Annotated in this window: 12 protein-coding genes and 1 tRNA gene; 3 read left to right on the top strand and 10 right to left on the bottom strand. The window is 64.0% G+C overall.

Annotated elements, in window-relative coordinates:
- Positions 1 to 125: 125 nt before the first annotated feature.
- A complete protein-coding gene (locus tag ABFX23_RS14755) occupies positions 126 to 812 on the bottom strand; it encodes a GcrA family cell cycle regulator (protein WP_346033755.1) in 687 nt (228 codons plus the stop codon).
- Between the two features lie 88 nt (positions 813 to 900).
- Between ABFX23_RS14755 and ABFX23_RS14750 the strand changes: the two genes are divergently transcribed.
- Positions 901 to 1,791 (top strand): ABC transporter permease, encoded by an 891-nt coding sequence (locus ABFX23_RS14750; RefSeq protein WP_346033754.1) that lies wholly within the window; start codon positions 901 to 903, stop codon positions 1,789 to 1,791.
- A gap of 4 nt (positions 1,792 to 1,795) precedes the next feature.
- Here the strand turns inward: ABFX23_RS14750 and hspQ are convergent, their stop codons facing one another.
- Entirely contained in the window at positions 1,796 to 2,176 is a 381-nt protein-coding gene (hspQ, locus tag ABFX23_RS14745; protein WP_120076075.1) for a heat shock protein HspQ, read from the bottom strand.
- 164 nt (positions 2,177 to 2,340) lie between these two features.
- Here hspQ and ABFX23_RS14740 point away from each other — a divergent pair.
- Positions 2,341 to 2,430, top strand: a tRNA-Ser gene (locus ABFX23_RS14740).
- A 62-nt stretch (positions 2,431 to 2,492) separates the two neighbouring features.
- Here ABFX23_RS14740 and ABFX23_RS14735 read toward each other — a convergent pair.
- From ABFX23_RS14735 to ku, 8 genes are all read right to left on the bottom strand, one after another.
- Positions 2,493 to 3,425, bottom strand: a complete 933-nt coding sequence (locus tag ABFX23_RS14735; protein WP_346033753.1) for a glycoside hydrolase family 3 C-terminal domain-containing protein — start codon at positions 3,423 to 3,425, stop codon at positions 2,493 to 2,495.
- A gap of 20 nt (positions 3,426 to 3,445) precedes the next feature.
- The gene (locus tag ABFX23_RS14730) at positions 3,446 to 4,462 is read right to left on the bottom strand and encodes a glycoside hydrolase family 3 N-terminal domain-containing protein (RefSeq protein WP_346033752.1); all 1,017 of its coding nucleotides are present in this window, start codon (positions 4,460 to 4,462) and stop codon (positions 3,446 to 3,448) included.
- 10 nt (positions 4,463 to 4,472) lie between these two features.
- Positions 4,473 to 5,492, bottom strand: a complete 1,020-nt coding sequence (locus ABFX23_RS14725) for a LacI family DNA-binding transcriptional regulator (RefSeq protein ID WP_346033751.1) — start codon at positions 5,490 to 5,492, stop codon at positions 4,473 to 4,475.
- A gap of 88 nt (positions 5,493 to 5,580) precedes the next feature.
- Positions 5,581 to 7,755 (bottom strand): xanthine dehydrogenase family protein molybdopterin-binding subunit, encoded by a 2,175-nt coding sequence (locus ABFX23_RS14720; protein WP_346033750.1) that lies wholly within the window; start codon positions 7,753 to 7,755, stop codon positions 5,581 to 5,583.
- A gap of 8 nt (positions 7,756 to 7,763) precedes the next feature.
- Positions 7,764 to 8,747 carry an FAD binding domain-containing protein gene (locus tag ABFX23_RS14715; RefSeq protein WP_346033749.1) on the bottom strand — a complete coding sequence of 328 codons (984 nt, stop codon included), beginning with the start codon at positions 8,745 to 8,747 and terminating at the stop codon, positions 7,764 to 7,766.
- Positions 8,744 to 9,247 (bottom strand): 2Fe-2S iron-sulfur cluster-binding protein, encoded by a 504-nt coding sequence (locus ABFX23_RS14710; RefSeq protein WP_346033748.1) that lies wholly within the window; start codon positions 9,245 to 9,247, stop codon positions 8,744 to 8,746. Before ABFX23_RS14710 ends, ABFX23_RS14715 begins: the two co-directional genes overlap by 4 nt.
- Before the next feature lie 59 nt (positions 9,248 to 9,306).
- On the bottom strand, positions 9,307 to 11,823 hold the full coding sequence (ligD, locus tag ABFX23_RS14705) for a DNA ligase D (protein WP_346033747.1): 2,517 nt from the start codon (positions 11,821 to 11,823) through the stop codon (positions 9,307 to 9,309).
- A gap of 1 nt (position 11,824) precedes the next feature.
- Entirely contained in the window at positions 11,825 to 12,652 is an 828-nt protein-coding gene (gene ku, locus ABFX23_RS14700) for a non-homologous end joining protein Ku (protein ID WP_346033746.1), read from the bottom strand.
- Positions 12,653 to 12,811: 159 nt separating this feature from the next.
- On the opposite strand from ku, the gene ABFX23_RS14695 reads away from it, so the two are divergent.
- Positions 12,812 to 13,555, top strand: a complete 744-nt coding sequence (locus tag ABFX23_RS14695) for an enoyl-CoA hydratase-related protein (RefSeq protein ID WP_346033745.1) — start codon at positions 12,812 to 12,814, stop codon at positions 13,553 to 13,555.
- Positions 13,556 to 13,557 lie beyond the last annotated feature (2 nt).

The following is a 13,557-nucleotide window of genomic DNA, read 5'->3' as shown; positions in this document are numbered from 1 at the left end:
AATGAACCCTTTGCCGGGGCGAAGCAAGTCCGGCGATTCGCAAGCAGACAAAAGGAAAGGCCCGCCATCCGGTTTTCGGTTAGCGGGCCTTTCCAGCAATTGTCTCGGTTTGGGCGATTGCGCGGTTAGCGAACCCGCGGGCCACCGAAGGGCAGCGGGGGCGGGGGACGGCGCGCACCGCGGGGCAACTGTGCCTGATAGGCCCGGCCACAGTGTTCGACGCAATAGGGGAACCCGGGGTTCACCTTCTCGCCGCAGAAATGGAAATCGGGCTCGCCCGGATGGCCCATCGGCCAGCGGCACACGCGGTCGTTCAGATCGAGCAGGCTGGTCTTGTCCGCGATCGAGGGATCGGGCTTTGCCGGAACCAGGCGACGGGGCGGGGCAGGGGGAATAGGCGCCTGCTGATCGCCCGGACCCTGCCGCAGGAAGCCGCCGGGACCGTAAGAGACGATCTTGGGCAGGTCTTCCCGCTTGTCGGGCATGGGCTGGCTGGCGTTGGCGGGGGATGCTTCCTCGCTCTTGGGTTCTGCAGGCTTGGGCGCTTCGGGCTCTTTCGCCTTCTTGGGCGCAGGTGCCTTCGGCTTTGGCTTGGTTGCAGCGGGCTTCGCCGCGGCTTCCTTCTTCTTGGCGGCCTTCTTCTTCTCGTTCGCCTTCACGGGGCTGGGACGAGCCTTCAAGCCCAGCCGGTGCGCCTTGCCGATGACAGCGTTGCGCGAGACACCGCCGAGTTCGGTGGCGATTTCGCTCGCGGTCGCGCCGCCCTCCCACATCTTGGTAAGGGTGGCGATGCGTTCTTCGGTCCAACTCATGGGATAAACAGATTCCGTTCGTGTCGGCCCCGGTCAGGGCCCTCTCTAGTTCTTGCCAGCCCGGCCATAGGGAGATAGTCGCGCCCCCATGGCCGATCAAGCACCCGCTACAAACTCCGCAGAAGGCGAATTCATCGCCGCCGGCAGCAATGCCGGGCGCAAATTCCCGCCTAAGGGAGAGCCGCAGATCACCGGTATCAACCGGATCGGGCTGTGGAGCCTCTATATTAAGGAAATCCGCCGCTTTCTCAAGGTGCAGACGCAGACCGTTTGGGCACCTGCCGTCACCACGCTGCTGTTCCTCGTGATCTTTACCGTCGCGCTGGGTCGCGGCGGGCGCGAGATCCTGGGCGTGAACTTCGGCACTTTCGTAGCGCCCGGCCTGATCATGATGGGCATGATGCAGAACGCGTTTGCCAATTCCAGCTTCAGTCTGCTGGCGGGCAAGCTGCAAGGGACGATCATCGACCTGCTGATGCCGCCGTTGTCGGAGGCCGAGCTGATGATCGGCATCGTCATGGCCGCGATTACGCGCGCGGTAATGGTGGGCGGCGCGGTGGCGCTGGCCATGCTGCTGTACCCCGATGTCGACCTTTCCGTGGCGCATCCCTGGGCCGTGGTGTGGTTCGGCCTGATGGGAGCCACCATGCTGGCGATCTTCGGCTTGCTGGCCAGCATCTGGGCGGAGAAGTTCGATCACAACGCCGCGATCACAAACTTCATCGTCGCGCCGCTCAGCCTGCTGTCGGGCACGTTCTACGTGATTTCCAACCTCTCGCCGTTCTTCCAGGCGGTGAGCAAGGCCAACCCGTTCTTCTACATGATCTCCGGCTTCCGCTACGGCTTTTTGGGCGTCAGCGATATCGGGAATGACAACGCCCACGTGGTCGGCGCGGCCATCGGCGTCGGCGTGCTCAACCTGGTGCTGGGCGTGATTACCTACCGCGTCCTGAAGAGCGGCTGGAAAATCAAGTCATAAGGGATCAGTGCGTCAAGCTGCGGCGCAGGCGATAGCGCCCGGCGCTGAAATGCTCGAACAGCTGGTCTACCTGCGGATGGTCGATCGGCTCGCCCTCCGTATCGGCCAGCAGGTTCTGCTGGCTGACGTAAGCGACGTAGGAACTGTCTTCGTTCTCTGCCAGCAGATGATAGAAGGGCTGGTCCCGATCGGGTCGCTGGCCTTCGGGGATCTGCTCGTACCATTCTTCCGAATTGGCATAGACCGGATCGATATCGAAGATGACACCGCGAAAGTCGAACTTGCGATGTTTCACGATGTCACCGATGGCAAAACGGGCACGCGACCGGCGGGGCGCATCGATGCGACGACCGGCCTGGGACGAGTAGAATTCCGAGCGATCCATGGTGCAAATATATGTCGGATGCGCCCTTCGACAAGCTTTGAGGGGCGGCAGTCCCCCGATTTTGAGAGATTTCGCGCGGAAGGGACTTGGCAAGCACGGATCACTCCGCTAACCGCCGCGCTTCCCAATCGGCTGCAGTTTTGCAGACAGCGGATACCCCTTGCGGAGAGGTGCCGGAGTGGTCGAACGGGGCAGTCTCGAAAACTGTTGAGCCCTTACGGGTTCCGAGGGTTCGAATCCCTCCCTCTCCGCCATTTCACCAAAGCGATGTCATCAGGGCGCTTGTCAGTTGTTCGAGCGCCCCTCCCATGAGAGATCACAGGCCCGCGCCGAACGGGTAGAGCGGATCCGCGCTGTCATCGGGGGCTGCCGGGTCTTGCAGCTCCACGGCTTCCATGGAACGTGGCAGCTCGAAAGGCAGGCGCCCGCGCGCCGACGCCCGGCCCAGCGCTACGTCGAATACGGCGGCATCGCTCGCCCCGAAGTTGGCGAGGATCACGTCCGTTACCGGCAGGATTTCCGTCAGCACTGCCGGCCTGTCGAGGAAGATCGCCAGTATCGTCGGCACCTGAGCCGCTTTCGCACGGGCAAGAGCATCGTAGGCCGGATCGCCCGGCTCGAAATTCAGCCGACCTTCCTTGTAACGGCTGCCGAAGAAGTGGTTGGGGTGAAGCATCTCCGAAGGCGTGTCGGCGCGCACCAACGCAAAATCCGCTTCGGCCAGGTCATCGACCACCTGCAGACCCGCAGCCGTCGCTGCTTCGGGTGCGGTCCCGTGCAGCCAGACCTTAGCACCGCTGGCGAAGGGCAGGGCGCTGCCTTCATTTCGCAGCAACACCTGCGACTCACGCTGAAGCCTGTCGGCCTTTGCAATATCGTCGGCCCGGCCGATGTTCGAAGTCGCCGCTGCCGGATCGACGTAAGGGTTGTCGAACATGCCGAGCTCGAACTTGGGCACCATGATGCGGATTACCGACTGATCGACACGCGCGATATCGATGTCTCCGGTCTCGATGGCCTGCAATAGCGGAGCCACGTCGTCGGTCCCGCCGAACTGGTCGATCCCGGCCTCGAGGCCCTTCACATATCGCTCCTGAACGCTGAGGTCTTCCACTCCCCAGAAGGTCGCAATGTCCTGCGGCCGCTGTGGGGCCTCGTCGGTTGGCTTCATGCACCGTTCGTTGCAGTCGCGGGTGATGGTCCAGTCGGACAGGATTATCCCTTCGTAACCCAGGTCCCGGCGCAGCAAGCCGTCGAGCAGTTGCGTGCTTAGCCGGGGCTGACTGCTTCGATCGGCTCTCCGTTCAATGTGGCGTCGCGCAGGATCGGATAGGCTGGCATGATGCCCGCAGTTCCTGCATCCAGCGCGCCCTCGAAAGCGGCAATATGCTGACCAAGATAGTCGCCCGGTTCGGCAAAGCGGCCGTAGTAATTGTGCGCCTCGAACCCCTCGGGCTGGGCACCGTAGCCGACCCAGTGCTTCACCACGGTCATCACGCCATCGGGCTGCAAGCCCTCGGCTCCACCCTGGAAGGATTCGACGTAGGCACCGCCAAGCTCGCTGCTGAGTTCAGCCTGGCTGCCGAAGGTTCCGCTGCCGCGCGGCCAGCGCGGTTCTGTGAGCAGGTCGAGCTGCGGCGAGAGTGCCATGTGGATGCCCAGCGCGCGATATTCGCGTCGGGCGATCTCGCCGAACTCGCGGACCAGTTGCGGATCGCGCAGAGCGGCAAAGCCGAGAAGTTCCGGCCACTGGGTGGTGCCCGTTCCGGCCTCTGCTGCGCCAAGGACATAACTGAAATGATTGCGCGGATCGGTGCTGATGGTCAGCGGAATGCCCAGTCTGCCAGCGGCGGCGACCTCCTGTGCGGCGTTGTTCTGCTCTGCCAGCAGGGCCGGGTCGAGCGTCAGGCGGGTGATGAAACTGGTCACGTGCCTGTCGCCCACAAGCAGGCCAAGCGCATCGAGGTCGTAGCTTTCCGCACGACCCAGTTCGCCATCGCGGCCCGGCATGGTCGAATGCATCAGCGTGCCGACCTTATGGGTCGTGCTCATCCGGGTCGCCAGATCGGCAGCGCGCTCGAGGGGAGAAAGGCGCCAGTCCTCGTATGGGGCAAGTCGGCCGTCGCCGTCGGCATCGCGGAATTGCAGACCATCAATCGTGATGGCGTTCTTCACGCGAAGGCCGATTTCGGGCTGGACGTGTTGGATATTGGCGTGGACGCAGCCACCAAGCGCCAGCGCGGAAGTGAGAAGCAGGGACAGTGATGCGAGCTTTGAGATTTTCATGGGGCGGGGCTTAGCGACGAACGCTCGAGCGTTCCACCAGATGAACAGGCACGCCCTTCGCGGCGGCCGGTTCGATCGCACCCAGGGCGAGATCGACAAGCATGGCTCCGGCACTGGTGAAATCCGGCTCTATGGTGGTCAGCGGCGGGCTGCTGTGGGCGCCGCTTCCCAAGCCGTCGAAACCGATCACGCCAATATCTCCCGGCACCTCTATGCCTGCGTTCTCAAGCGCGCCGAGGGCTCCGAGCGCCATCGCGTCGCAACAGCAGAAAAGGCCGTCGATCTCCTGGCTATCTGCCAGGAGCCTCCGGACGGAGCGTCGGCCTTGCTCGACGCGCGTTTCGGCATCCTCGAATACGGTAGGCGGTGCCGCGATACCGTGAGCGGAGAGGGCATCGCGGAAACCTTCGTATCGCTCGCGAAACTGGCTCTGCCGATCGTCGAGATCGCCGATGAAGGAGAGGTTGCGATATCCTCCCTGCAGCAGCCGCTCTGCCGCCCGGCGACCGCCATCCCGGTTGTCGGCCTTGATCCGCCTCGCGTTCTCGAAAGGCGCGCCCCAGCAGGAGGTTTCCGGACGGCCGAGCAAGGGTCGGTGGAAATCCCACGCTGCGGTGTTCGTCGCCGTGCCGAGCAGGACGATGGCGTCTGCCTGTCTGCGCTGGACGAAACCGGAATCAAAATGCTCGGCCTCGGACTGGAAGGACACGAGGGAGCGATACCCCTTGGCCGAAGCCGAAGCGCAGACGTTCCCCAGCAAGGCATAGTGGAACGGGTTCACATCGGTCGGGCTGCGTCCGGGCCGGGTGATGACGATCACGGCGATCGTGCCGGTCTTGCCGGTCCGCAGGCGAGCGGCGCGGTCATCGATGTGATAGCCGAGGTCCGCGGCTGCCTGCTCGATCCTGTGGCGTGTGGGCGCGCTGATGGACGGGTCGCCGTTGAGCGCCCGCGACACCGTCGACTGGTTGACACCGGCCCTCTCGGCAACGTCGAACGACGTTACCCGTGTGGCCTTCTCCTGCGACACGCTTTCCTCCCGCAGCATTGCAACGCGAGGGCACGCGTTACCGCGCTGCCGCGAAAAGGGCCAGATGGCTTGCGCTGCCCGAGAGGCGTCAGGGCATCGCGGCGAGCACTCTGTCCGGCGTCATCGGGAAGTCCATCACCCGCGCTCCGCTGGCGTTGTAGATGGCGTTGGCGATTGCTGCCGCACCGCCGCACATGCCCAGTTCGCCTATGCCCTTGGCCTGGATGGGGCTGGCGGCGGGATCGCGTTCCTCCACCATGATCACATCGAGTTCGGGCACGTCGCGGTTCACCGGTACGTGGTATTCGGCGAGGTCGCAGTTGACGAGGTGGCCGTCCTGCGGATCGAAATGCAGGGCTTCGGTCAGGGCGACGCCGATGCTCCAGACCATGCCGCCCTGGCATTGCGAGCGGGCGGTCTTCTCGTTCAGCACGCGCCCGAACCCGAAGGCGCCTGTCATGCGGTCGACGCGGGTTTCCCCGGTAAAGCGGTTCACTCGGACCTGCGCGAAATAGGCACCGAAACCGGCGGCGACGAAATCGTCGTCGATATCGCCCGGCTCGTAAAAACCTTCCTCGCTGAGGTCCTTGCCGTCGAGCAGGTCGATGAGGCTGGGTCCGTTGGCGATGCGCCCATCCTTGAGCGACACGTCATCCTCGTTCACCCCGGCCCGGGATGCCAGTTCGCGGCGCAGTCCCTGGCAGGCGACATAGACGGCCGAGCCGACAGAGGACGCGCCCCAGCTGCCGCCGGAGCCGGAACCGCGCGGGAAGCGCGTGTCGCCCAGTTCCACCAGCACCTTGTCACGCGGCAAGCCCAGCATTTCCCCGGCGAGCTGGCCGAGGATGGTGTAGGTGCCGGTGCCGATGTCGGTCATGTCGGTTTCTACGAGAGCGGTGCCATCGGGCTTCAGCGTGACGCGCGCTTTGGCCTTGGAGATGTTGTGTACGCGCGCCGCACTGGCCATGCCGGTGCCGACCCACCATTCGCCCTCGCGGCGCTGGCGGGGTTTGCGCGGCCCTGCATCCCAGCCGAAGGCATCGGCGGCCTGCTGCAGGCATTCGGCCAGCTTGTGGGAGGAGAACGGCGTGCCTTCCACCGGGTGGGCATCGGGGATGTTGCGCAGTCGCAGCTCAACCGGATCGACGCCGCTTTCCTCCGCCAGCATGTCCATCGCCACTTCAAGCGCGGGCATGCCCACGGCTTCCCCCGGCGCGCGGACGGAGCCTGCCGTCATGCGGTGCACCCGCGCGACATCGAGGCCCAGCAGGCGGTTCTGTCCGCCGTAGAGGAATTGCGAACTTTGCAGGATAGGCTCGGCAAAGCTTTCTTCGGGCAGGTTGGATACCAGCCCCTCGTGCCCGAACCCGCTCAGCGCGCCGTCATCCCCTGCGGCGAGGCGAAGGCGCTGCGTGGTTTCGGACCGGCGCATGATGGTCTGGAACACCTGCTGTCGGCTTAGCACCACGCGAACTGGCTTCTCCAGCGCCATGGAGGCTAGCGATGCGGCGAGACATTCCTGCGAAATGCCGAGTTTCGAGCCGAAGCCGCCGCCGACGTAGCGTGACACGAGGCGGATGTTGTCCTCATCCATCCCCAGCGCATCGGCCAGTTCGGAGATATTGTAGTTCAACATCTGCAACGAGGCATGTACGCTGAGGTTCGATCCGTCCCACTGCGCGATCGCGGCGTGGGGTTCCATGGCGGCGCTGGCGTGTCCGGCGGTGGTGATGCGCGCATCGACGGCGTGCTTCGCATCCGACATGGCGTGGGCAAGATCGCCTTGGCGCGTTTCTTCCTGCCGTTCGCTTTCAGCCGCTTCGGGATCGAAGGGAACCTGGGAAAGATCATCCGCCGTGAACGTGAATTCGAGGTGCTTCGCCGCGTGGCGCGCCTGCTCGAAGGTTTCGGCCACGACCAGCGCGAAGGGCTGGCCGAAGTAGTCGATCTGGCGCGGCTTCTGTACGGGAGCCTCTCCCGCCGTGCCCTGCGCGGGCCGGGAGGTCAGGCGTTCGTCATCGATCACCGCGATCACGCCTTCCATCGCGAGACACCCTTCCTTGTCGATGGAATCGATGGTGCCCTTGGCAAAAGGCGCGGTGACGAGCACGCCTTCAAGGCAATCGGCAATCGGGTATTCGGCAGCGTAGGGCGCCGTTCCCGTGACCTTTGCCAGCCCTTCCGACCGGCTGAGCGGCTTGCCGAGCGTACCCTGCGGCGTCTTGTCCAGCAGGCACTCGCGGTTCGGCTTGTCCTGTTCCATGTGCGTGCTCACAGTTCTGCTCCCGTAGCTTCGGCAAGGGTCGCCGCGAGCGCGCGCCGGGCGAGGGGGATCTTGAAATCATTTTCGCCGTAGCCCTGCGCATCTTCCAGCAGCAGGTCGGCCGCCTTGTCGAACAGCGCAGCGGTCGGCTCCTCGCCCACGAGCAGTTCGGACAGGCGCGGGTCGTGCCAAGGCTTGTGGGCAAGGCCCCCGAAGGCAAGGTCGGCGCGAGCGATGCGGGTGCCATCCATCTCGACCACCGCAGCGACCGAGACCAGCGCAAAGGCATAGGACGAGCGTTCGCGGACTTTGCGATAAAGCTGCTTGCCACCAACGGGCGCGGGCAGGGTGACGGCCGTTATGACTTCGCCGGTCTCCAGCACGTTGTCCTTCTCCGGCGTGTCACCCGGAAGCCGGTGGAAATCGCGCACCGGTACGCTGCGCTCACCGGCAGATCCGGTAATCTGCACCGTCGCATCAAGCGCGGCCATCGCAACGGCCATGTCGCCCGGATAGGTGGCGATGCAGTGCGGGCTGGTGCCCAGAACGGCATGGAGGCGCGCAATGCCGTCGATCGCGCCGCATCCGGAGCCGGGTTCGCGCTTGTTGCAGGGCTGGTCGATGTTGGTGAAGTAGTAGCAACGCGTGCGCTGGCACAGGTTGCCGCCTGTCGTCGCCTTGTTCCGCAACTGCTGGGTCGCCCCTGCGAGGATGGCGCGGGCCAGCACCGGATAATCCGACCGCACGCGCGGGTGCGCGGCGGTGGCCGTATTGGTCGCCAGCGCGCCGATGGAGAGGCCGCCGTCGTCGGTGTCGGCAATCTCGCCCAGCGAGAGCGTGTTGATATCGACAAGCTCCTGCGGCGTTTCCACCTGCAGCTTCATCAGGTCGATCAGGTTGGTGCCGCCCGCAATCGCTCGTGCTTCTGCATCGCTGGTAAGCTGGCCTGCATGATCGAGGCTGTCGGGCCGGTAATAGCGGAAAGGCTTCATTGCGTGTCCTCCGCTGTAACTTCGGCAATGGCGGCGACGATGTTGGCATAGGCCCCGCAGCGGCACAGGTTGCCGCTCATGCGTTCGCGGATTTCCTCTGCGCTCGGCTTGACCGGACCTTCCAGATCGTCGCTCGCATCGCTGGGCCAGCCGTTCGCGATCTCCTGCATCATTGCCGTGGCAGAGCAGATCTGGCCGGGCGTGCAGTAGCCGCACTGGTAGCCGTCGTGCTCCACGAAAGCCTTTTGCAAGGCGCTGGGCGCATCTGGCGTTCCCAGGCCCTCGATCGTCGTCACTTTGTCACCATCGTGCATGACGGCCAGCGAAAGGCAGGAATTGATCCGCATCCCGTTCACCAGCACGGTGCAGGCACCGCACTGGCCGTGGTCGCAGCCCTTCTTGGTGCCGGTCAGCCCGGCATGGAGGCGCAGGAAGTCGAGCAGGCTGACGCGGGGATCGTCAGGCAGTTCGTGCGGGGTGTCGTTGATGGTGATCGGCAAGAGGGGGCTCCTTGGTCTCCCCCTGCCAACGCGTGCTTTTGGCAAAAGTATCCGAAAGATCAGAAATCAGGCAGGGATTGCTCGGCAAAACCCCAGCCCGCGAGCGATTTGCTCTCGGCCCGGTCGATCAGATGCTTGGCATCGCCGATGGTATAAATTCCCGCGCTATCGATGCCCTTCAGCTCATTCCACGCAATGGGTGCCGCCACCGGTGCGCCGCTGCGGGCTCGTGCGGAATAGGGCACCACGGCCGTGCTGCCGCGCTGGTTGCGCAGCCAGTCGATGAAGATTTTCCCCTTGCGCTTCGCCTTGCTCATCGTGGCGGTGAAGCGATCCGGCTCCGCGACGCTCAGCGCCTCGGCAAAGCGGCGGGCGAAATCCTTGTGGGCTTCCCAATCGTGTCCTCGCGATAGCGGCACGACGACATGCACGCCCTTTCCGCCGGAAAGCATGGCGAAGCTGGTGAGGCCAAGGTCCGCCAGCCGGTCGCGAATGTCGCGCGCGGCGGTTTTCACATCGCCGAAATCCAGACCCTCGTCGGGATCGAGGTCGAAGATCATGCGATCTGGCTTTTCAACCTCGTCGCTGCGCGAGGCCCAGCCGTGAAATTCGATCGTCCCCATCTGCACGCATTGCAGCAGCCCGCGCGCATCCTCGACGTAGAGATAGTCCTCGGTCCCGCCGTCCTTCTCGCGGATGGGAACGTGTTGCACGGCGTCGCCGAAACCGCCGCTGTCGTGCTTCTGGAAAAAGCAGTTCTTCGCGCGTCCCTGAGGGCAGCGCACCAGGCTGACCGGGCGATGCCCCACGAAGGGCAGCATGATCGAGGCGACGGCTTCGTAATAGTCCGCCAGATCGCCCTTGGTCTGCCCGGTGTCGGGAAAGACGACGCGGTCGCGGCTGGAAATCTTGACCCCCTCGGCCTTGGCGGGCGCGGCGGAGGGCTGCTCGGGCTTCACATCCTCCGCCTTCTTGTCCTCGCGCAGGCCCAGATAGCTTCCGTGGCGAATGTTGCCGTCAGCGGTGAATTCGGAGAAGGCGACTTCCGCCACCAGCTTCGGCGTTACCCAGGTCACGCCGCGGCTGCTGGCCTTGTCCACTTCGGCTGGCGGGGTCTTGCGTTCGAGGCGCTTGAGTTTTCCTGCCAGTTCGTCGAGGTCGTCCGCCGAGAAGCCGGTGCCGACATTGCCCTTGTAGACGAGTTCGCCATCCTGGTGCTGTGCCATCAGAAGCGAGGAAAAAGGGCGGCCCTTCGCGCTCGATTTCTTCCAGCCGATCACCACGAATTCCTGCCGCCGCGTGCATTTCACTTTCACCCACCGTTTGCCGCGAGAGCCGGAATAGCGTCCGTCGATGGTTTTCGAGATGATGCCTTCCTGTCCGGCCTTACACATCGCGTTGTAAAGTTTCTCGCCCGCGCCGATGACGTGGTCGGCAAGGAAGATCGGCGAGGCCGCATCGCCCAGCAGCGCCTCGAGCCGCTCCTTGCGTTCTATGTTCGGCAGGTCGGTCAGCCTCTCGGCCGCGAGTTCCAGCAGGTCGAATGCGTGGAACTGCAGCGCGTCCTCTTTCGACTGGCTGCCGTGGCCGCGCTTCAGGACCGATTGCAGGGTGGAGAAATCGGGGTTGCCGCTGGAATCGACGGCGACGATTTCCCCGTCGATCAGACAACTCGGCAGGTCCAGCGCGCCGATGGCGTCTGCCAGCGGGCCGAACTTGTCGGTCCAGTCCTTGCCGCTGCGGGTGTAGACGCGCACCTTGTCGCCCTTTGCGGCGATCAGCGCGCGGTAGCCGTCGAACTTTATCTCGTGCATCCAGCCGTTGCCCGATGGCACCTCGTCCACCAGCGTTGCGAGTTGTGGTTTGCGAAACTTGGGCAACGGCGCATCCTTGCGGGAGCGGGACTTGCCTTTCTTCGCCGTATGCGCGCTGGCCTTTTCCATCTGTTTCAGGAAGGCGTCGTCCTTCTTGCCTTCCAGCGAGAATTCCCCCTCCTTGTCCGCTGCGATTTCCGCCATCGAACGGCCCGTGGCCACGCTGGTGAGCTCGTGCTCGACCAGTGCGTCGCCTTCCTGCGCGTGATCGTCCTGCAACTTGCGCAGCAGCCAGTTTTCCCGCTTTTCTCCCGGCTTTATCTTCAGCCTTATCAACAGCCATTCGCCCTGCATCCGTTCGCCGTGGAGGCAGAAATGCAGGTGGCCCTTCTCGATATCGCTGGCGCTCTTGCCCTTGATCGGCTCCCAGGTACCGCGGTCCCAAAGCATCACCGTGCCGCCGCCGTATTCACCCTTGGGGATCGTGCCCTCGAAAGTGTTGTAGGACAGCGGGTGATCCTCCGTGCGTACGGCCAGCCGCTTCACGTCGGGATCGGGGGAGGGGCCCTTGGTTACGGCCCAGCTTTTCATCACGCCGTCCATTTCCAGCCGCAGGTCCCAGTGCAGCCGCGTGGCATCGTGCTTCTGAACGATGAAGGCGTTGCCGCCCTTGCTGCTCTCACGCTTGCCCTCAGGTTCCGGCGTCGCCTTGAAATCGCGCTTGGCGTTGTAGGTGGCGAGGGGATCGGACGCCTTGGCCATGTCAGGCGGACTTCTTGCTCTTGCCAGCGGATTTCTTCGGCTTTTCGTCGACCGATTTCTTCAATGCCGCCATCAGGTCGATCACGTTGGAGCCGCCGCTTTCGGGCTCTTCCACATCCTCGATGATTTTCTTGCCGCCCTTGCTCTTGCGCTTCTTTTCGATGAGGCCGCGCAGCGCATCGGCGTAGCGGTCCTCGAACTCGCCGGCATCGAAGGGCGCACTCTTCTGCTCGATCAGGGTGGTGGCAAGGTCGAGCAGTTCCTTCTTGGGCTTCGCATCCTCGATATCGTCGAAGAAGGTCTGCCCTTCGCGCACTTCCTCGGCATAGCGCAGCGTTTCCAGCAGCAGGCCCTTGCCGCACGGCTTGATCGCCACCAGCTTCTCGCTGCCGCGCATGGCAAGCTGTCCCAGGGCCACCTTCTTCGCCTTGCGCAGCGCCTCTCGCAGCACGATGAAGGCTTCCTCGGCCAGCTCGTCCTTCGGCGCGACGTAGTAGGGTTTTTCGAAGTAGAGCGGATCGATCTCGTGCGCGTCCACGAACTGCACCAGTTCCAGCGTGCGCTTGCTCTCCAGCTTGACGGCGTCGATCTCCTCCTCGTCCAGCAGCACGTATTCGCCCTTCGAGACTTCGTAGCCCTTGATGATGTCGTCACGGTCTACAGGCCCGATGCCGGGCACCACCTTTTCATAGGAGATGCGCTTCCCGCTCGGTTCGTGGATCTGGTTGAAGCGGATCTTCGCCGACGATTTCGTAGCGGTGTAGATTTCAACGGGGATCGAGACGAGCGCCAGCCTGATCTGCCCCTGCCAATATGCGCGTGCTGCCATTGCGAAAATCCTTTCTGCACGAATCCCAGCGTTCAAGGCGGGCAAAGGTTTCAGAAACTGCGCCGGATACGCCCCGGCTTGATAGACTCGTGCGTTGCCCCTAGCACGCTCGCGGAGAGTGCCTGGCCGATCGCGACCGGGTCCATGCGGGAGAAGTCGGTGTCAGATCAGGAAATCCAGTTGCGCGAAACGCCGGGCTGCCTCGAGCTCCGGTTCAACCGGCCCGAGCGCAAGAATGCCATTACGCTGGCCATGTACCGCGAGATGATTGCCGCGCTGGAGCGCGCCTCTGCCTCCGACGATATCCGTGTCGTGCTGTTCACCGGGGAAGGGGAGACCTTCTGCGCCGGGAATGACCTGAAGGATTTCCTTGCCGTCGCCCAGACTGGCGCGACCGAGGCCATCGACTTCATTCGCGCGGTCGCCCGGTTCGACAAGCCGCTGGTGGCGGCGGTGCAGGGCGCGGCGGTCGGTATCGGCACGACCATGCTGTTCCACTGCGACCTCGTCTACGCCGCCGATGATGCGCAGTTCACGATGCCGTTCGTGAACCTCGGCCTCGTCCCCGAAGGCGGCTCGAGCATGCTCGCGCCTACCGTTTTCGGCCGCGCCAAGGCGGCGGAATTGTTGCTGCTGGGTGATCCATTGTCCGCAAGCGATGCCGAGGCGGCAGGCTTCGTTACCCGCACCATGCCCGCTGGCGAAGTGCAGGACCACGCCCGCTCCCGCGTGGCCGACCTGCTGAAGCGTCCGCCGCAGGCATTGGCGAAAAGCCGTAAGCTGATGGCCGACAACCGCGAGGCCGTGTTCGCGCAGATCGACCGGGAGGCCGAAGTGTTCGCAGGCGCGCTGAAAGGCAGCGAAGTGCAGCAGGCCATCGCTGCGTTCTTCGCAAGGAGGTAGAG

Origin of the sequence: Erythrobacter westpacificensis (genome assembly GCF_039542285.1) — a bacterium.
In the GTDB taxonomy this organism is placed as follows: Bacteria; Pseudomonadota; Alphaproteobacteria; order Sphingomonadales; family Sphingomonadaceae; genus Alteraurantiacibacter; species Alteraurantiacibacter westpacificensis.
The sequence above is the reverse complement of the archived record's forward strand: the minus strand, read 5'-3'. Positions and strand labels throughout refer to the sequence as shown.